This is a genomic window from Paenibacillus sp. W4I10 (assembly GCF_030816325.1).
Classification (GTDB): domain Bacteria; phylum Bacillota; class Bacilli; order Paenibacillales; family Paenibacillaceae; genus Paenibacillus; species Paenibacillus amylolyticus_B.
Genome location: NZ_JAUSXX010000001.1, coordinates 1,982,177 through 2,002,385, shown reverse-complemented (window position 1 = coordinate 2,002,385; position 20,209 = coordinate 1,982,177). Strand labels below are relative to the sequence as shown.

Annotated in this window: 18 protein-coding genes; 13 read left to right on the top strand and 5 right to left on the bottom strand. The window is 43.3% G+C overall.

Annotated elements, in window-relative coordinates:
• The first annotated feature begins 117 nt into the window (after nucleotides 1-117).
• Nucleotides 118-2,103 carry a methyl-accepting chemotaxis protein gene (locus QF049_RS08890; RefSeq protein WP_307536664.1) on the top strand — a complete coding sequence of 662 codons (1,986 nt, stop codon included), beginning with the start codon at nucleotides 118-120 and terminating at the stop codon, nucleotides 2,101-2,103.
• An 82-nt stretch (nucleotides 2,104-2,185) separates the two neighbouring features.
• Here QF049_RS08890 and QF049_RS08885 read toward each other — a convergent pair whose 3' ends face one another.
• Entirely contained in the window at nucleotides 2,186-3,058 is an 873-nt protein-coding gene (locus tag QF049_RS08885; protein ID WP_307536662.1) for a helix-turn-helix transcriptional regulator, read from the bottom strand.
• A 245-nt stretch (nucleotides 3,059-3,303) separates the two neighbouring features.
• Between QF049_RS08885 and QF049_RS08880 the strand changes: the two genes are divergently transcribed.
• A complete protein-coding gene (locus QF049_RS08880) occupies nucleotides 3,304-4,503 on the top strand; it encodes an MFS transporter (RefSeq protein WP_307536660.1) in 1,200 nt (399 codons plus the stop codon).
• Nucleotides 4,504-4,719: 216 nt separating this feature from the next.
• The gene (locus tag QF049_RS08875) at nucleotides 4,720-5,475 is read left to right on the top strand and encodes a gamma-glutamyl-gamma-aminobutyrate hydrolase family protein (protein ID WP_307536658.1); all 756 of its coding nucleotides are present in this window, start codon (nucleotides 4,720-4,722) and stop codon (nucleotides 5,473-5,475) included.
• A gap of 106 nt (nucleotides 5,476-5,581) precedes the next feature.
• Here QF049_RS08875 and QF049_RS08870 read toward each other — a convergent pair whose 3' ends face one another.
• Complete coding sequence (locus tag QF049_RS08870; RefSeq protein ID WP_307536656.1) at nucleotides 5,582-7,906, bottom strand: MMPL family transporter; 2,325 nt, start codon at nucleotides 7,904-7,906, stop codon at nucleotides 5,582-5,584.
• Nucleotides 7,907-7,925: 19 nt separating this feature from the next.
• Nucleotides 7,926-8,573, bottom strand: a complete 648-nt coding sequence (locus QF049_RS08865; protein WP_307536653.1) for a TetR/AcrR family transcriptional regulator — start codon at nucleotides 8,571-8,573, stop codon at nucleotides 7,926-7,928.
• A 232-nt stretch (nucleotides 8,574-8,805) separates the two neighbouring features.
• On the opposite strand from QF049_RS08865, the gene QF049_RS08860 reads away from it, so the two are divergent.
• The 6 genes from QF049_RS08860 to nspC all read left to right on the top strand — a co-directional run bounded on the left by QF049_RS08860 (nucleotide 8,806) and on the right by nspC (nucleotide 15,245).
• On the top strand, nucleotides 8,806-9,699 hold the full coding sequence (locus QF049_RS08860; protein ID WP_307536651.1) for a TetR/AcrR family transcriptional regulator: 894 nt from the start codon (nucleotides 8,806-8,808) through the stop codon (nucleotides 9,697-9,699).
• Between the two features lie 217 nt (nucleotides 9,700-9,916).
• Complete coding sequence (locus tag QF049_RS08855; protein WP_307536649.1) at nucleotides 9,917-11,170, top strand: cytochrome P450 family protein; 1,254 nt, start codon at nucleotides 9,917-9,919, stop codon at nucleotides 11,168-11,170.
• Between the two features lie 198 nt (nucleotides 11,171-11,368).
• On the top strand, nucleotides 11,369-11,842 hold the full coding sequence (gene tnpA / locus QF049_RS08850) for an IS200/IS605 family transposase (protein ID WP_307536646.1): 474 nt from the start codon (nucleotides 11,369-11,371) through the stop codon (nucleotides 11,840-11,842).
• A 163-nt stretch (nucleotides 11,843-12,005) separates the two neighbouring features.
• A complete protein-coding gene (locus tag QF049_RS08845; protein ID WP_307536643.1) occupies nucleotides 12,006-12,179 on the top strand; it encodes a hypothetical protein in 174 nt (57 codons plus the stop codon).
• Between the two features lie 698 nt (nucleotides 12,180-12,877).
• On the top strand, nucleotides 12,878-14,116 hold the full coding sequence (locus tag QF049_RS08840; protein WP_017688530.1) for a saccharopine dehydrogenase family protein: 1,239 nt from the start codon (nucleotides 12,878-12,880) through the stop codon (nucleotides 14,114-14,116).
• A gap of 1 nt (nucleotide 14,117) precedes the next feature.
• Nucleotides 14,118-15,245, top strand: coding sequence for a carboxynorspermidine decarboxylase (gene nspC / locus QF049_RS08835; protein ID WP_307536640.1), 1,128 nt, complete (start codon nucleotides 14,118-14,120; stop codon nucleotides 15,243-15,245).
• Nucleotides 15,246-15,329: 84 nt separating this feature from the next.
• Here nspC and QF049_RS08830 read toward each other — a convergent pair whose 3' ends face one another.
• Complete coding sequence (locus QF049_RS08830) at nucleotides 15,330-16,085, bottom strand: SDR family NAD(P)-dependent oxidoreductase (RefSeq protein ID WP_307536638.1); 756 nt, start codon at nucleotides 16,083-16,085, stop codon at nucleotides 15,330-15,332.
• Nucleotides 16,086-16,196: 111 nt separating this feature from the next.
• Between QF049_RS08830 and QF049_RS08825 the strand changes: the two genes are divergently transcribed.
• Together QF049_RS08825 and QF049_RS08820 are read left to right on the top strand one after the other, a co-directional pair.
• Nucleotides 16,197-16,553 carry a MerR family transcriptional regulator gene (locus QF049_RS08825; RefSeq protein ID WP_091030600.1) on the top strand — a complete coding sequence of 119 codons (357 nt, stop codon included), beginning with the start codon at nucleotides 16,197-16,199 and terminating at the stop codon, nucleotides 16,551-16,553.
• Nucleotides 16,554-16,643: 90 nt separating this feature from the next.
• A complete protein-coding gene (locus tag QF049_RS08820) occupies nucleotides 16,644-17,516 on the top strand; it encodes a YitT family protein (RefSeq protein ID WP_124114666.1) in 873 nt (290 codons plus the stop codon).
• A gap of 74 nt (nucleotides 17,517-17,590) precedes the next feature.
• Here QF049_RS08820 and QF049_RS08815 read toward each other — a convergent pair whose 3' ends face one another.
• Entirely contained in the window at nucleotides 17,591-18,262 is a 672-nt protein-coding gene (locus tag QF049_RS08815; protein WP_307536634.1) for a cyclase family protein, read from the bottom strand.
• A 166-nt stretch (nucleotides 18,263-18,428) separates the two neighbouring features.
• On the opposite strand from QF049_RS08815, the gene QF049_RS08810 reads away from it, so the two are divergent.
• Both QF049_RS08810 and QF049_RS08805 read left to right on the top strand, forming a co-directional pair.
• Nucleotides 18,429-18,623, top strand: a complete 195-nt coding sequence (locus QF049_RS08810) for a hypothetical protein (RefSeq protein ID WP_017688524.1) — start codon at nucleotides 18,429-18,431, stop codon at nucleotides 18,621-18,623.
• Between the two features lie 216 nt (nucleotides 18,624-18,839).
• Complete coding sequence (locus tag QF049_RS08805) at nucleotides 18,840-19,973, top strand: serine hydrolase domain-containing protein (protein ID WP_307536631.1); 1,134 nt, start codon at nucleotides 18,840-18,842, stop codon at nucleotides 19,971-19,973.
• Nucleotides 19,974-20,209: the final 236 nt, after the last annotated feature.

Here is a 20,209-nt window from a genome sequence, read left to right as displayed (position 1 = left end):
TTTGCGTTTACTTGCCGATTGATTCTACCAAAATAAATAAAGAGAGGAAGATTGAACTTGAAAAAGGAAAAGAAAAAAAGGTCATTTTATAAGAAAGGAGGAGCTGGTTTACGATTAATGAGCACTCGACTCATTGCAGCTTTCCTTGCGGTGCTTATTATCCCAACTGCACTTATCGGATATTTCTCGTATCATAGTGCTAAAGATCAGGTACAACAAAAAATGACCGATCCCATCAATACAATATTAACGATGACCGGACAACATATTAACAATCTGGTGGGGGAAAAAGCAGAATTATTGAGTTACATAGACAGCATGTATGGCTCCGATCCCAGTCAGGCGAACAACGAAGTAATACAAGTAGGAATCGACCAGTTAGCTGATACATACCCTGATATTATTGCCATAACCGTAGGCAACGACCAAGGCAGTGTTATATCTTCTCCAGCAATTGAGGATGCAACATATGATCCACGCAGCACAGAATGGTACACCAATGGTATAAGTAACAATGGATCACTCTATTTTTCGAGTATTATGAAAGATTCGGTATCCGGGAAGATTTATGTAGAGATTTCAAAAGCTCTGTCAAATGAACAAGGTGTAGCAAGTATTAAACTTGATCTGGAGCGATTAGCAAATGAAATATCGATTGTGGATGTCGGAGGTAATGGGAGTCTGATTGTGGTGGACTCCAATCGAACCATCGTGGCTTGGTCTGGTGCCATTGTAAACGGTGGGGGAGGAGAGCTTGGCGGAGCACTCATCGAGGGAATTCCAGTCCATCCGAATACGGCTTCAAGTTCAGATGAACCGATGGCATTTTCCCAATTTGTCAGAACGGATCTGGCGTATGATCTGGAGGTATATAACGGTGTTAATGCTTTGACGGGTTGGAATGTCATTGCTTTGATGGGCCATGAAGATTTTATCGCAGCAGCGAAACCCATTATGGTATCGAGTCTAACTGTCATTGCTATATCTGTATTGATTGCCGGTGTAATTATTTTCTTCATTCTGAGATCTTTTATTGTACCCATGCAAAAACTGCGAAAGGCAACCCGCAGTGTAAGCGAAGGGAATCTGTCGGAACGGGTTAATCTTAAAACAGAAAACGAATTTGGTATATTGGCCAATGATTTTGACCAAATGACCATCTCCCTTCAATCAGTGGTTGCTGAACTTCATCAGACGTCATCGTTGTTAAGCCACTCTTCCCAAATGATTCAGGAAAGTACAGAACAAACCACCCAATCGGTTCAACATGTGGCGGAAACCATGCACCAGACTGCGGAATCAGCTATCGTTGGGGCGGAAAATTCGGAACAAACCGCGAATGCCGTAGAAGAGATGGCGAGAGGCATCAGTACAATTGCAGAATCTGCGAGTGCGATTGTGGATTCGGCTGAAGAGACGGAGCGCGCTGTCGCTAACGGTGGCAAAACCATAAACCAGGTCGGAGCACAAATGGAACATATTCTCGGAGCTGTTGAAGAAACCTCGGCATTGATTAACGAGCTGTCCAGTCTATCCGCTGAAGCCAATCGAATGAATGAAGCCATTGCGGATATCTCTCGGCAAACCAATCTTCTGTCACTGAATGCTTCTATTGAAGCATCAAGAGCAGGAGAACACGGAAAAGGTTTTGCTGTCGTTGCTGGTGAGGTGCGCACGTTATCGATGCAATCCAAACAAAGTGCGGACGAGATTGGTGCTACCATTGGCAAAATGCTTGATCTGATTGCCAAATCCACATCTCTTATGAATGATAAAGTTCGTAATCAAGTCGGTGAAGGAATGCGGATCAGCCAAGAAGCTTCTGCAACCATATCCAACATTGAACAATATACAACGCATATCGTGGATCAAATTCAGGATATTTCCGCTGTCTCCGAACAGTTGTCAGCCAGTACGGAAGAAGTCTCGGCTACCGTTGCCGCGATGAGTCATATCTCTAAAGTGTCGGCTGACAGTGCTCAGACAACTTCAGCAGCAGCCCAAGAACAAATGGCGGCGATGCAGGAGATATCCGCATCATCTGCACAGCTATCCAAAACAGCTGAGAACATGCAAGAATTGGTTCGCCGGTTTAAGCTCTAGAGTAGAAGTAAGTAAATGTGTAAGGAAACGTGTTAAGCAAAAGGCGCTCTCCAAATGGAGGGCCTTTTTGCATTTAGTGAGATTAGTAACAATGTGACGCCTCATCCCCGAACATATCCTTTTGATTCTTTTTTCGGAAACTTCGTGGTGATTCACCAACCGTTTTGGTAAATAAAATCGTAAAGTAATTGGGGTTATCGTAACCGACCAGTTTGGCAATTTCCCATATTTTTTTGTTGGTTGAAACTAATAATCGGGTAGCTTCACCCATTCTTCGTTGAATCAGGTAATGATAAGGAGAAGTGCCATAGTGATTTTTATACATATGAATTAAGTAATAAAAATCGATATGAAATTGATCTGCCAATTCTTTGAGTTTAATGTTTTGCCGATAGTTGGTATCCAAATAGTCTTTAATGCTCTCAGCAAGGGTATTGCTCTCAACGATCTCCCCACTAGGAAGCTGTTGACGGGACTGCCGATCGATGATTAGAAGTATTGCTTTCAGCACATGCCCAGAGATCGACTCGTATCCATGTTCCCGGATTGAAAATTCATTAAAGAGAGTCTGCATTAACGAATGGAGCTCATCGGAATATCGGTTGGCTCGAATGATCGGATTGTTAGAGGGAGGAATGACCCAATCCTCAGGGGTCTGGGTGCCTTCTGTAAAACGAAAGCCGCAATAAAAAGTGGATAACGGGTATTCAGGATTGGACTTCTCCTCGTGAAGAGTACCCTTGTTATATATGAGCATGTCACCTTTTTGAGCCCAGTGTTTGGTGCCGTCAATGGTGAACAATCCTTTGCCTTCAGTTACGTAGATAATCTCATGCAGATCGTCATGTTTATGCGTCGGAAAGCTCCAATGGGGATTGTCGGCCAGTTTTCCTACATAAATAATGGTGCAATCTCGATTTGGATGCAGTTGGCCGAATTCGTGGTGTGTATTCATCTATGTCTTCCCTTCAGAATCAGTAATGAAAGTCTGTGTTGAAATGACAACATATATAATGTTTTGCAATAAAACCACAACAACCTTGATTGTCGCCAGGGTGTATCTGACAGTACAATTTCACTATCCAAAATGTACTATATATCGAAAGTGAAGGGATGGGAAAGCAGAAAATACATGAACTAATGATCGTAGACAGAAATGAAGCGCTTGCAACAATAGAAAGGATTAGTGAGTATTGATTTATGACTAGAAATAGAGAGAACCTACTTATTTTAACGCTTACGCTTGTTAGCTTTGTACTGGGAACAACCGAGTATGTCATCGTGGGTGTGTTGAAGGAAATTGAAAGTTACATGGAAGTATCACTTGCTGCTGCGGGTATGCTTGTCTCCGGTTTTGCGATCGCATACGCAGTGGGTACACCATTTGCTGTGGCCTTCTTGGCCAAAATATCCAGAAGGAGTTCCATATTGATTGGATTTGCAATCGTGTTGGCATTAAATCTATTGACCGTGTTCTCAACAACGTTCTCTTCACTGATGGCCATTCGCATTGTGTCGGCCGTTGCTTGTGGACTTACGATATCACTTTCGATCTCGATTGTAAGCGACGCAGTGAACCGGGAGCGAAGAGGGGAAGCTATCGCCTGGATTTTGGGCGGATTTTCAATTGCAAATGTGTTAGGTGTACCGCTCGGTACATTTATCGGACAACATCTGAGCTGGTCCATGACGTTTGTTGTTACAGCATGCATAGGTGTTGTGCCGCTGGTATTCATGTTTCGTATTCTGCCACGCCAAACAACAACGATTGCAGGTTCGTTCAGTGATCAGATGTCTCTCTTTGTGAAGCCACGGATATTGCTGGCCTGTCTGATCCCTGTACTGGGAAACAGCTGTATTTTCGTCGTTTTTACGTACATTACGCCACTCCTGAGTGAGACGATGGGTGTGCCAGTACAATGGATTAGTGCCATACTCCTGATCTATGGAGCCTGCAGCATCCTGAGTAACTGGATTGGTGCCAGAATAGCCAAGGGTGACTTCCTGCCCAAGCTCAAGGGGCTTTTCGTAATCCAAGCAATCCTCTTCCTGGGCATGAGTTTTGCCGTTTCCAATCTGTGGATCGGCTTGGCATTCCTGTTTCTGATTGGATGTGTGTCATCCTCCATGAGTGCTGCTTCCCAGTTATATTTGTTTGATGTGTCTGGAGCGATCGCGCCGGGGTCCAAAGCATTTGCATCTACACTCCTGCCCGTGGCAGCCAATGTGGGTATAGCGTTAGGCTCCGGCGTCGGGGGAATTGCCGTCAATATGGGTGGTGTCCAGTGGGTGCCTCCAGTTGCTGTGATGCTTGCCTTGCTGGCTTTTGTCGTTACCCTGATATGCCAGCGTTCCATCCAAGTGAATTCAGACGAAGCAACCACTGTAAAAGCAGCCTAGATGAGATGATGTTTAAACTAAACGGATGAATGCATATATATGGGATTGGAACTACAAACAAAGTCGCTGTTATGCGGCTTTGTTTGGTTTTTTAGTTTTCCACGCATTCCGGATGAAACGGGATCGTAGATGATAGAGGTAGGATAATGCAATAATTCAGTGAATTTATATATGAAGAGATCTGATAAAATGAATGAAAAGCTGGGAGGTAAAGCCATGAAAAAGCCCATGATCGGTGTACTGCCTTTGTATGATACTGACAAAAAAAGTTACTGGATGCTTCCAGATTATATGAACGCCATAGAAGGAGCAGGTGGGATTCCAATTATGCTGCCTTTGACAACGGATACCGAGATCATTGCAACGTTGGCTAATGAGTTCGATGGGTTCCTGTTCACCGGGGGACATGATCTCAATCCTGAGCTGTATCATGAGCATGCAGAGGTTACCTGTGGAGAGTTATGTATTGAACGCGATATGATGGAGTCGATATTATTACAAAAGGTAATCGAACTTGATAAGCCTGCCTTTGGCATATGCCGTGGACTGCAGCTATTTAACGTTATGTTGGGTGGAACGTTATATCAAGACATTCCGACTAGCCTTCAACTTCATGGGAACAAGATCGTTAATCATAAGCAAAGTCCGCCGTATACAGATCTTGTACATGATGTACATATTGAGGAAAATAATATCCTATACGATATCTTGCAATCCGATACGATAAAAGTAAACAGCTATCACCATCAGGGTATCAAGATGTTATCGGATAAGTTAACGGCCGTGGCCGTCGCTGAAGATGGACTCGTCGAATCCGCGGTCATGCCAAACCGTTCATTTATTTTGGCTGTGCAGTGGCATCCAGAGTACAGCTATAAAGTAGATGACTATAGTCAAAAGTTATTTGCGGCGTTTGTTAATGCTTCTAAATCCGCACGATATAATATCCATATTGAAGACATAACCGCATAAAATGTGAAAAAGAAAAAAGACCTCCTGTTTATAAAAACAGAGGAGGTCCTAGTATTGGTAAATGGAATCGTGAAGTAATCATGGTATCACCATTCTATTGGCAGGATTATTTTAATCCAGACTTCGTGTTGGCATGCTCTTCAGCACTCAGGGAAGCAATCAGCTTCTCGCCTTCAACATCCAGGTTTGGCAGAATGCGATCCAGCCATTTTGGAAGTGCCCAAGCTTTGTCTCCGAAAATAGCCATGATGGCAGGGACCAAGCCCATACGGATGATAAAAGCATCAATCAGAATGCCTACAGCCAAAGTGAAACCAATCTGCTTGATCATGACATCATCGGTGAATATAAATCCTGCAAATACAGAGACCATAATCACTGCTGCGGCAACAACCACGCGACTTACCTGATTGTATCCATGAACGACGGATTCAGTCCCGCGATGACCATGCACATAGGATTCCCGCATGGAGCTAACAAGGAAAACTTGATAGTCCATCGCGAGGCCATACAGGATACCTGTCACGATGATCGGCATAAAGCTCAGCAACGGGCCGCCGGTATCGAAACCAAAGAGCGAATGCAGCCAGCCCCATTGGAATACAGCAGTTGTGATCCCGAATGTAGCCAGGATACTAAGCAGGAAGCCAATCGTTGCTTTGATGGGAACGATGATCGAACGGAATACGAGTAACAGGATGATCAGCGAGAGCAGGATTATGATGCCTACATAAATAGGGAACACCTGCGCCAGTTTGGCTGACATATCGATGTTAACAGCTGTGAGTCCAGTAACTCCGAGTTTCACATCATAGGTCTGTGCGATGCTGGAATCAGCCGCACGTAGATCAGTTACCAGTGTTTTAGTGAGATTATCGTTAGGACCCGTTTTTGGAATGAGACTGAAAATAGCTAAATCTTCTGTCATACCAAGCGGTGTGACTTGTGCAACGTTGTTTTGACCTTGAAGTTCCATCATCAGACCGCCCAAGAGTTCCGGTGTAACTTTTGCGGAAGATTGATTAGGCTCTGCGACCAGAATAAGGGGTCCGTTGAATCCTTCTCCGAAGCCTTCGGAGATGGCATCATAACTTTGTCTTGCAGTTGTATCCAGATTCGCTGAGGAAGCGCCGGGGATACCCATTTCCATTTTGGTGATCGGCGTCGCGGCAAAACCAAGAATGACGATGATGGCGATAATGGTAGCCCAACGATTCTTGATAACGAATTTCACCCATCTATCCGCGACTCCGTGGCTAGTGGCTTTAGGATGTTTTGCGCTTTTCTCACGAGCTTTGGCGGAACAGATGCGTTCTCCTACCAATCCGAGTAAAGCTGGCAACAGGGTTAAAGCAACGAATACGTTGATGAGCACGGTGGCAGCTGCGACCAAAGCCATCGTAGACAAGAATGTGAGACCGATGACAAGCATACCGCACAGTGCAATAATGACGGTTAATCCGGCAAAAAATACTGCGCTGCCCGATGTACCAATGGCTCTGGCCGTTGCTTCTTTTGCGCTCAAGCCTTGATCAATAATCATTCGACGTTGGCGATTAACAATGAAGAGAGCGTAATCGATTCCAACAGCCAATCCAACCATGAGAGCCAGGACGGAAGTGACACTTGGCATTTCGATGAATTTGGAGATTGAGAATGCTCCACCTACTCCGATCGCAACACCCAGTAGTGCAGTGATCAGAGGCAGACCTGCTGCAACGACGGAGCCAAGCGTGATCAACAATACGATTACCGCAATGACCAGTCCAACAATCTCTGCGGAGCCGACCCCAATCGATACCGCTTTGAGCGTTTCGCCTGGCAAGACCGTAATGTTGGTTCCTTTCTCTACCGTCATAACCGATTGAATAACGGAATCAAATATATCCTGCGTTATGGCAGACTGCTCGATTGTAAATTGGAACTGGAACAGTGCGATACTGCCGTCTGAGGAGATCAGCATACCAGGTACAGGAACACCATCCACCATCAAAGGTCCATAGGGAGGAGGTGTGGTTGTTGCGGATTGAGCCGCACCCGCAGACTGAGCATTCTGAGCCATCTCAGCAGAAGCCCCTGAATTACTCGCTTCAGCTGCATAATCCGCAGGGTTAAGGACTTTGTCTAATGCGTAAACTTCATTAACACCTTTCATCATGGCAGCCAAACGTTCAGGCGTATCCAAACGCTCGTTGTCCGGTGCTTTGAACACAACACTTCCTTGACCGCCGGAGGCGGCTGGCAATTCTTTTGCCAATTGATCCAGAACCTTCTGCGACTCTGTGCCTTCAATCTTCATCTCAGAACTGATGTGAATACCATTGATGCTGATCATGGAGATGACAATTCCCAGAATTAAAACCCAGCCAATAATGAAGGTTGCAGGTTTGCTAAAAGCGGTTTTCCCCACTCTGTATAATAATGTAGACATTTCTCTATTTTACACTCCTCTATGATGAATGTGGATGGTTGGCATGTTCGAATCCTGCCCGTAAATGATTAAACGTGGTTTCCAAAAATTGATCGAATGTCAAAGTGCCGGGCTTGGTATCTTCAGTAATGACTTGTCCGGGCAGTAACACATTAAGTCTTCCATCAATTAATGGCAGTATTGTTCCATATAGTGCGTTGATCAAAAGATAAGTATAGATCTCGTCATACTTCCCGTTAGATAAGTCTAATAAGGTATCTTGTGCCTGCGTCTGCATCCGGTGCATGGCTCCAAGGTAATGCGGTTCAAGCACGGGATAAGTCTGGGATAGCGAGAGCAGCTGATGAAGTCTTCCAATTAGTTCTGTTGTAAGCTGCATCTTGATCAGGTTATACAGTACGTCAAGCAAGGAGACGTTGTCGGGCATTTCGGTAAGTAACTCTTCGAGTTCCGTTGTATTCTGAACGGATATTGCGCCTCTTGCTACGGCTTCTTCTTTACATGTGAAGTAGTTTGCAAATGTTCTACGTGAACAACCCACCTGATGCACAATATCTTCGACCGTAAAGCCATCAAGCCCATGTTCAAGGGTAAGTTCAAATGCAGCACTAGCAAGTGCTTTTTCAGTTGCTTCTTTCTTCAAATGTCGCAAGTTTCGTTTGATCATTATTCTCCGCTTATGCGTTCACCTCCAATACCGATGACTATGGTTTGTTTTTTAAGAAGAGCACACTTACTGAATATGCACTTTGTGAGGTTTATCATAACAACAAGTTGCTCATTGTGCAAATTTACTCATTGTGCAAATATTTTATATGACGGCTATACTATGAACCAATGCTTCAACTCCTGAGGAATGAATGATAAAATCAGATAAAAACCTGGGGCGATGATGGAAAATGAGTAGTCGTAAACAAAGTTTATTGGAAACAGCACTTGCACTATTTTTAGAGCATAGCTATGCAAATACAACAATCCAGATGATCCTGGATCAATCAGGTGTATCCAAAGGTACATTCTACAAATTCTTCAGTTCGAAAGAAGACTGTTTATATTCGATTATTGATCAGCGTATGCAGGAGGATGTTTTCATTCGCAAGGAACTTGAACAAAATCATTATACTTCGGATTATGCTCTGCTTGTTGATCAGATTGCCATTCCCATGTCTGGACCTGACAAAGAGCGAGTGTGGGAATTGTATTGGACTGGTTTTTACGCCGGAGAGATCAACTCAGCGAAACTGGCTAAAGTGCATCTAAACTGGCTGTCTACACGCTTGATTCAGGTGTATGGAAAAGACATCAGCTTATATGCTAACGAAGGTGCAATATTGTGCTATGGCATACTACATCAGATTGCCAACACCTCAAGAAGTCTAAATACTCAAAAACCGGTTTGGAGCGAAGTTGTTCCAAAAGTATTAACGTACATTGAAGTGATATTAAGAACAATGCACCAAAGAAATGAACATATTTTTGACGTTCAGTCTCTTTATTTTCTGAATGCCGATGAGCGCAACCGTGATCATGGTCTCGATATCGACAAGCTGTTGGAGGAATTGGATGAGTTCAACAAGAATGTTCAAAAATCCAAGGAATCTACATCATTAAAGCAACTTTCCAAGGGACTTTTGGCGTTATTACAGGATAAAGAGGATTTAAATATTCCTGTAATCGAAGTTGTCCTTCAAGCATTTCACAAAGAGTACAAATCAAGTGCGTTTCACTCCGAAGCCAATAGACTAACCGAAGCCTGTTGGTGGTATTTGGAACTTGTGAAGCACCATAATTAATTTGGAGGTTGGCCCCAAAGCCGACCTCTTTTTTTGCTTTTTTATGCTTGTAGTTATTATTAATATACTATTAGTATATTAATTAATTGTTGTTATAACAGTTGAATGGTGCAGTTTAAACTACGGAATTTGAAATTAATTATACGAGTAGTATATAATCGAAATGAACATATATTTCCATAGATTTCAATAACTTCACTATGAAAGGAAGATTTCAATGAATAATAACCAAACATCGGAAAAATCAGAATTCAATTTGTTTAGTGAAGAAAATGTTAAAGATCAATTTGCCATGTTTAAACAGATGCGATCCAGAGGCTCCGTTGTTCCTGTTCCCAATCCAATGGGTGGAGCAGAGCAAACCTGGATTATAACTCGGATGGACGTCGCCATGGAAGTGTTGAAAGACCACTCTCGATTTACGGTAGATATGAACTCTATCGATAATGGCAATGATATTCGAAAGAATCTTTCAGACGATCTTGGTTCATCGGAACCCCAGACCTTTTTTACCGGAAAGTCGATGCTCTTTGTTGATGAACCGGATCACCGAAGACTGCGTAGCCTAGTGTCCAAAGCATTCACTCCAAGATATATGGAAAGCCTGCGTCCGCGTGTCCAGGAAATTGCCGATGAATTAATTGATCAATTTGAAGGAAAAGGAGAGATGGATCTTGTAAAAGACTATGCCTACCCTTTCCCAATTAACGTCATATCCGAAATGCTCGGTGTACCTCAGGAAGACCGACCTCAGATCCATGTATGGTCTGAAGCTATTGCGAAAGGTCTCGGTTTTGGTAAACAAGACCCTGAAGTAGCGCAGCATTTGCGATCATTCGCAGAATACACGGCTCAGCTTGTGGCGAACAAACGAGTGGAACCTTCCGATGACCTCATCAGTCAATTAATTGTGATCGAGGAGGAGGGGGATCGACTGAATGAAGATGAATTAATATCCATGATCACGTTATTAATATTTGCTGGACATGAGACAACGTCGAATCTGATTGCGACCGGCTCTTATCTACTTCTGACACATCCTGAACAACTGGAACAACTTAAACAAGATTTGAATCTGGTTCCTTCTGCGGTGGAGGAGTTGTTACGATATAACGGCCCCGCGACTTCGTCAGGTCCTCGATATGCAACGCAGGACACGGAACTGGATGGACAACGGATTAAAAAAGGAGATGTTGTGATTCCTCTCTTGAAATCAGCGAATCGGGACGAGTTACAGTTTAACCAACCTGAAGAACTGGATCTTGAGCGCAAAATAAAACGACATTTGGCCTTTGGCCATGGTATTCATATGTGTCTTGGTGCTCCACTTGCCCGTGTGGAGGGAGACGTAGCGTTTACTACGCTATTAAGTCGACTTCCTGGTCTTCAGCTTAGTGTTCCTCCGGAAGAGATTCATTGGCACTACTCACTATTATCTGAGGGATTGGCATCATTACCAGTAAAATTTTAATAGATAAATTTAGTGTGTCTCACTGGAGTATGACGAATTGTCGTCATACTCTTTATTTATGGCTTTAGCCAGTTGAGTGCGTGTAACGCGCGAAACAAAAAACCACCCGCTATGCGGGTGGAGGGACCTGAGGTTTGACCACCAAGACCATTCCGATAAAATTGAGATGTTCAGGCTCAAAGAAAGGAATGGTCTTCAATGGCAAACAAGAGCTACAGCCTAGCTCACACAAAGTGGATGTGCAAATACCACATTGTATTCACCCCGAAGTATAGACGGAAAGAAATCTATAATCAAGTGAGAAAAGACTTAATCGAAATTTTTAGACGTCTATGTAAGTACAAGGGAGTAGAAATTATAGAAGGTCATATGATGCCCGATCATGTTCACATGTTGGTAGCGATTCCACCGAAAATAGCTGTCTCAACGTTCATGGGATATCTAAAGGGAAAAAGTTCGCTCATGATCTTCGAGAAGCATGCCCAGCTCAAGTATAAATACGGCAATCGAAAGTTTTGGGCAGAAGGGTACTATGTGAGTACAGTGGGTCTAAATGAAGCAACGGTAAGAAAGTATATTCGTGAGCAAGAAGCACATGATCAAGCGTTAGATAAGCTGAGTGTAAAAGAATACGAAGATCCATTCAGCAGTAATCGGAGCAAAAAGAAGTAAGACCAGTTTAACTGGTAAGTGAAAGTGACAAATAACACTGAGCCTGAACAGCCCTGCTGTCAGGCTAGCGTCTTTAGGCGCAGTTTGGCAACAGGGGGTTATACCCCAAGAGCAAACCACCCGTTGGACGGGTGGTCCTGATTTATAATGATGATAGAACGGTATGAGCAAGAAGCATTCCAATGGAGTGAACATGCTAATGAAAAAACATAAAATTGAGTACATAAATTTTGTTGTGGAGGTAAACTTTATGAATAAAGATGAACTATTCATGCATAAAGCCATTGAGATTGCTTTGCAAGCTCGCAAAGAAGGAAACGAACCATTCGGCCCATGATCAGTTAGCGGAAATTGCTGGCAGCAACAGTATGATCGCGTGTGGAGAAGTATATGAGAAAAGTCCTCAAAAGCTTGAAGTAGTGGGGGAATTACTGAGCGCAGAAGGCTTGAAAGTATTCGAAGGATATCAATTTCTTTCTTAGTCCTCATTCGGACAAAAAAATTTTTTTTGATTATTGCTTGATTTTTTTTTCAACGTCTGATAGTGTAAGACCTGTGATTTTGGGAAGTTAATTTATCAATATGAATTAGAGCTTTCCAGCAGATAATTTTGACCACTTCACCAGGAAGTTAAGGCCATACGGACAGCCGGGTCAAACGCCGATTGGCAACTTACGTTGCTTTATTGATTGAGTTCAAAGCTCAAATTTTATAAGTTGGTTACTTTACAACCAGTGCAATTGCACATCAACTTGTGAAACGGTCAATAAGAGTGGTAAAGGCGAATTATTTGCTATATAGACTCTGATCCAATATTGATATACATGAAGGAGCTTTCCGCCAAAGGAGTTCTTGTGAACTTTTTTGGTCATGGAGACTTCACGTCTTTTTTATGATGTATATCGATAAGCAAGTGTGATGATGCGCGATTGCGAGCATTTTTCACCTTGCTTTTTTTGTTGTCTTGTTGTCGTTACTGTATCAAACAAATTAAACCAATTAAAAAAAATACATATTGGGATAGGAGAATGTAAAATGGGAAAAGCACTAATCATCGGCGCCGGCGGCGTTGCTTCCGTGGCAGTACACAAATGCGTTCAAAACAGTGAAGTTTTTGAGGAAATCTGCATCGCGAGTCGTACAAAATCCAAATGTGATGAACTCAAAGCCAAGCTGGACGGCGGAAAAACAAAAATTACAACAGCACAAGTAGATGCTGACAATGTTGACGAACTGATCGCTCTGATCAACGAAGTTAAACCGGATATCGTTATGAACCTTGCTTTGCCGTATCAAGATCTGACAATCATGGATGCTTGCCTTGCAACGAAAACAAATTACATGGACACAGCGAACTATGAGCCACATGATACAGCGAAGTTCGAATACAGCTGGCAATGGGATTACAAAGAGCGTTTTGAACAAGCAGGCATCACTGCATTGCTCGGTAGTGGATTTGACCCAGGCGTGACAGGCGTATTCTCCGCTTATGCCCTGAAGCACTACTTCGACGAAATTGAGTACATCGACATTCTGGACTGCAATGGCGGCGACCACGGCTATCCGTTCGCAACTAACTTCAACCCTGAGATCAACATTCGCGAAGTATCTGCGAACGGTAGATACTGGGAAAATGGTGAATGGATCGAAACGAAGCCGATGGAAATCAAACGTGTCTACGACTTCAAAGAAGTTGGCGAGAAAGACATGTACCTGTTGTACCATGAGGAATTGGAATCTTTGGCAAAAAACATGCCAGGTCTGAAACGTATCCGTTTCTTCATGACATTTGGTCAAAGCTACCTGACTCACTTGAAAGCTCTTGAAAATGTAGGCATGACTTCAATCGAGCCTATTGAATATGAAGGTAAACAAATTATTCCACTGCAATTCCTGAAAGCAGTACTGCCTGATCCAGCATCCCTTGGACCACGTACTGTAGGTAAAACAAACATCGGTTGTATTTTCAAAGGTAAAAAAGATGGTCAAGACAAAACATATTATGTATACAATATCTGTGATCACCAAGAGTGTTACAAAGAAGTAGGTTCCCAAGCGATCTCTTACACAACAGGCGTTCCAGCTATGATCGGCGCAGCAATGGTCATGACAGGAAAATGGAACAAACCAGGCGTATACAATGTAGAAGAGTTCAACCCGGATCCATTCATGGAAGAGTTGAACAAATGGGGCCTCCCATGGGTAGAAGACTTCAACCCGGTACTCGTTGATGAGCTGCCAGAAGAAGTTAAAGAATCGGAGCTAGTTCGTTAAAATGCGGTTCGAGCAATTACCGACACCATGTTTTGTTGTTGACGAGGCGCTTATCGAGAGAAACCTGAAAATCCTGAACGGTGTTATGCAGCGTACAGGTGCCAAAATCGTGCTCGCTCAAAAAGCATTTTCCATGACTGCGATGTATCCGCTGATTGGAGAATACCTGAGCGGAGCTACGGCGAGTGGTTTGTATGAAGCACGCCTGGGCCACGAGGAAATGGGCAAAGAGAATCATGTCTTTGCTCCGGCATACCGCGCAGAAGAGATCGACGAGATTCTTTCCATCTGCGACCATATTATTTTTAATTCTTTTTCACAGCTTGCAAAATTCAAGGATAAGGCGCTTCAGGCTGGCCGTAAGGTCGGCTTGCGCGTCAATCCTGAATGCTCTACCCAAGAAGGACACGAGATCTACGATCCGTGTTCTCCGGGTTCGCGTTTTGGCGCGAAACAAGAGGATTTCCAAGCAGATCTGTTGGAAGGTGTCTCCGGACTACACTTCCACACACTGTGTCAGCAAAATTCAGATGATCTGGAGACTACGCTGAACGCAGTTGTTGAGAAGTTCGGACAATGGCTGCCACAAATGGAATGGATCAACTTCGGTGGTGGACACCATATCACACGTGAAGATTATGATATTCCAAGACTGGAAGCATGCATCAAACGTATGCAGAAAGACTATGGCCTGGAAGTATATCTGGAGCCGGGAGAAGCTGTTGCGCTGAACGCGGGTTATCTGGTGACCTCTGTGCTGGACTTCCATAAAAACGGTATGGACATCGCTATTCTGGATACTTCAGCAACGTGTCATATGCCGGATGTGCTGGAAATGCCATATCGTCCGCCGCTGATCGGTTCGGGAGAAGTGGGTGAGAAGGCTCATCTGTATCGCCTAGGTGGACAAACCTGTCTGTCTGGTGACGTGATTGGGGATTATTCATTCGATCAGCCTTTGCAAGAAGGCGACCGTCTGGTATTCGAAGACATGGCGATTTACTCCATGGTGAAAACCAACACGTTCAACGGCATGCCGCTTCCAGCGATTGCTGTTAAAAGAAAAGACGGCGATTGCGAGGTTGTCCGTGAATTCGGATATCAGGATTTCAAAATGAGGCTGGCATAATTACTTCATTATATAGTAAGCATTGAATATAAATACAAAGAAGGGAACCTGGAGACAGGTTCCCTTTTTAACGTTAACTGATGTTTAACGTCTCGCAGCGTATGGAAAGATCGGTTCTCTTAGTTCAAAGTCATACGTCAACCCATCCACAATGCCGACTACACTTTCACTGTCATACAACTCCAGCAAAAATCCAGCCATTTGTTCCGCCGTATGGAACTTGGGAACTCTGCCTTCATACTCAAACTCGTCTACATTAAAGGAATGTTTCGCAAACTCGGTCTCCGTTGCAGCCGGAGCGAGAACTTTGGCTTGCATTGCTGCGTTCTTGCCCTTCAACTCTTGCGCAAGCCCTTCCGTAAAGGCACTTACATAGAACTTAGTTGCGCAGTAGGTTACTGCATCGGCTACAATCGTATATCCTCCACCAGATGAAATATTAATGATCTGTGTGCCATCAACGTTTGCATAATCACGTACATACAGGGAAGAAAGAATCGTAAGAGCTTCTATATTAAGATGAAGCATCTGCTCAATCTTGGGCAGGTGTTGTTCGCCAACGGAAGCAAAATTCCCGAATCCTGCATTGTTAATCCACGTCTCAATGGAGTAAGCCTGAAGACTCTCATAGAATTCATGCACATTAGCGGCAATGGACAGATCCACTGTACGAATGACAACATCCAGATCAGGATTGATTTCAGCTACTTTTGCTTTTAATTTGTCCAATTCATCGGTTCTGCGTGCTGCCAGAATCATATTTTTGCCACGAGCTGCAAAAGCTAAAGCCGCTTCATATCCAATGCCCGAACTGGCACCGGTAATCACTGTGTATTTCATGGGAATTCCTCCTGGATCTGATTTCATTATTTATTGTGATGTGACCACGAGTTGATTATACTGATTAGAGCTTACTCTAAGTCAAGCGGGAAAATGGAGGGGAGGTTAACCATGCATACCATTGGTGAAGTGGCAGAATTACTCCATATCAGTGCACATACGTTGCGTTATTATGAGAAGGAACAGATTGTAACTCCTCTCCGAGATGCGAGTGGAGACAGGCGGTACAACGAGTCACACCTGAAATGGCTGCAATTTGTAATTAAATTAAAAGAGACTCAGATGCCCATTGCTACCATTAAGAAGTATGCGTCCTTGTTTCAGGAAGGAGAGCATACGGCGGCGGATCGTTTGAAGCTGCTGGAGGAGCATAAAGAGTCGATTCAAAAACAGATGCACATACTTAACACAGCAGATGAGATGCTTGAGCATAAAATTTCGTCGTATCGAACGCTCATCGGACAATGAACTAACACACACAAATGACGATCTATTGCCAAAACAGTGATTTTTATTATAGACTGTTTTTTATCGGTTGTTCATCAAGGGGGAAATGCAATGCATCAAAACAGAAAACAAAAATCAAACAAGTTAAAGATCCTCTCCAAAGTATTATTGATTATCATTGGGGGATTTATAACGGCATATGGTCTCGAAGCCATATTGATCCCGAATAATGTCTCAGATGGTGGTGTCACAGGTCTGAGTATCGTAGGATCACAACTGTTCGGATTACCACTGGGGATACTCATCGGGATTATTAACATTCCATTTGTGTGGCTAGGGTACAAGCAAATTGGAAAAAGCTTTGCGTTATATTCGATCATCGGTATTGCTTCACTCGCAATCAGCACCAGTCTGATGCACCATGTACCAACCATCATTGAAGGTGATACCTTGCTTGTTACGGTTGTCGGCGGGATTATTATCGGTTTTGGTATGGGACTTGCATTACGTAATGGTGGCGCATTGGATGGCATAGATATGCTGGCTGTACTCCTTTCGCGAAAAGTCCCTTTTGGAACCAGTGATCTCATTCTGTTCCTCAACATGTTTGTATTTATTGTCGTTTCTACCGTGTTTGGTCTGCAAGGTGCGATCTTGTCAGGACTTGCGTATTTCATTGCTTCTAAAGTAATACATATTGTTGAAGAGGGCTTGAGCGGCTCCAAAACATTTAAAATTATTACGAATCAACCTGAGATTATGGTTGAAACCATTCGGGACCGCTTAGGCCGTGGAGCAACATATACCGAGGCTTACGGTGGCTACTCTAATGAGCAATTCAAGGAAATTACTTGTGTCATTAACCGGATGGAAGAGAGTAAAATTAAAGATATCATTCACGAAATTGACCCAACTGCTTTTGTAGTCGTATATGATGTAGCTGAAGTCAGAGGCGGCAATTTCAAAAAGAAAGATATTCACTAACATACAAAAACGCGCTGACAGGAGAAATACTCTTGCCAGCGCGTTTTTGTTTTACCATATGTATATAAAAAAAATCAAGCTTCAGTAAAAACTGTACTGAAGCTACTGTCAACACCTTCAATATATAATGGAACAGCATATACCTTTTCAATTCCAGATAAATCATGGTTTAAATTCATATCCTCTATAAGTAGAATGAACTTGCCATCAACCCGACCTTTCCCAAGCATAATCTGATGAAAAGTGATAGCTTCTTCCACATGAATCACAGAGCCAGAAGAGATCATATCCATTCCAACTGCTCTCAATGAATCAAAAACCATCAGGTAACTTGCAGCATCTGCTGCAAACCCTGGGTTATGATCACTATAACGAACAGGGTCAGATGATCGAAACTTTCCAAAACCTGTGCGTATGAGCAGTAGATCAGAGCCAGCGATCTGGTGTTCATACGGCTCCAGGTCAGCTTTTGTAATAAGTTCATCATCACCTTTGGGAATATCGAGGATTGTTGGATGAGTAAAGATAAAGTAGTCTATTGGAATCTCGCTTATTTTTAGACCTTGCGGATTGAAATGCCAAGGCCCGTCAATATGAGTTCCATTATGGTTGAGAGATGTGATGATAAATTGGTTATACAGATCTCCTTGATATATGCTGGACTGCTGCTGAATCTCAACAGGAGGGTTATCTTTATAAACGGGAGTATTTACACTAAGAGGATAGGACAAGAGGATCCGCTTCATCTGTTGTTCTCTCCTTTATGTCACACAGGTTCTATATCATGTTTGGTGAATGTATGGACTCATATTATGAAAGGAATCGGTACTTCATGCATAAGTACAGCTCTCTTATGGAAAACTTCTATAGTGCGAATACAATGCATGATTTCATGTATGGGAGGTTAGCATAGTGACAAAACAGGACCCGCAAGAGCTTTTGAAGCAAAAACATGAACTGGATGAGCAAAAAAGACAGTTCACTAATTTTTCGCGGAATATTTCAGGTCATGGTGAGGTTGAAGCTGGTCAAGAGTTCAGTGTTGACCGGGTACCAGATGATCAAAACCGTATGAAATCGGTTGAGAACAGACGCGGCGAAGTCTAAAACGTTACAACATAAGCTGATCCTTTATTGGATCGGCTTATTCGTGCGAAGCATTTTATTGAAGAGGAAGATATAGTTGTAATTGCACATAGGACAGTATATAGGTGGTGGTCAATCGTTGTAAAAGGTCGTATATTATTAATATGTCGATTGTGGGATTGAATAGGTACCACATCGCAAAATGATAAACGATTTTACATAGAAGGACGGGAAAAAATGGACTTTAAACCGCTTGCTTCATTTATCGACCGCATTACATCCTGGCGTATACCGTGGGCAGAGGTGCTGGTGATGCATCGAAATGATACCGTTTTCCATTATCGTAATGGATACGCCAATCTGGAAGAGAAAACACCTATCGGTGATGGAGCGATCTTCAATCTATACTCCATGACCAAAATCATGACTTGCGTGGCAGGGCTGCAACTGGTGGAGAAAGGGGAAATGCTGTTAAGCGATCCCTTGTCTGATTATCTGCCAGAGTATGCTGAGATGACGGTGAAAAAAACGATGGCGAACGGGGAGATCCGACTGGAAAAGGCGACAAGAGCCATTACAGTACGTGATTTGTTCACCATGACTGCCGGGTTCTCGTATGATGTTGGTTGTCCAAGCATTCAAGAAGTTGTAAAAAGCACTGATGGAACATTGCCGACTCGTGATTTCGCGAGAGCGCTTGCCAATGAACCGTTGTTGTTTGAACCAGGAACACACTGGAATTACAGCATGTGTCATGATGTGCTGGGAGCCTTGGTGGAAGTGGTAAGTGGCAAACGCTTTGGTACGTATCTACGTGACGAAATAACCGGACCACTTGGCATGAACGATACAGCATTCAATCTGAACGATGAGCAGCAGAAGCGCCTGATTCCGCAGTATGCTTACAATGATGAGCTTGAAAAGGCTGTACGTATGGATGGTAATGGATTCCGTGTGGGTACCGAGCTGGAGAGCGGCGGTGCAGGTTTGTTGTCAACCGTTAGTGACTATGCACTTTTCTTGAACGCACTAACTGGGCGTGGTACGAGTCCCGAAGGCGTGCGCATTCTGTCACAAGCTTCAGTGGAACTGATGCGAACGGATCACCTGAACGAGATGACTCGCGGTGATTATTCGTGGGATCATATGTATGGATACGGCTATGGACTGGGTGTTCGCACACATATCTCCAAAGCAGGAAGTGGCTCACTGAGTCCAATTGGCGAATTTGGATGGAGCGGCGCTGCTGGTTGTATGGCTATTATTGATCCGGATTCAGAACTTACGGTTATGTATGCCCAGCACCTGCTGAACAGTCAGGAGCCATACGTTCAACGACGCTTACGTAATGTGGTGTACTCCTGTCTGTAAATGATATGGTATTCGAAGTTACTTGAAGAGCCGCTATATAGCGGCTTTTTTTATGTTATATGGATCGAAAACTATTGATTCAGATTGTTATATATTTCTTTATTAGAAAGGGTATGTTATCATTCTTAGGAAAATAGTACTAGTAGGAGGATATGCTTATTGAACATGAACCTATATTATTTACATAGTTTGATCAAGGCTACACTCTAGCAAGTACCTGTTTGAATGTTGAGATT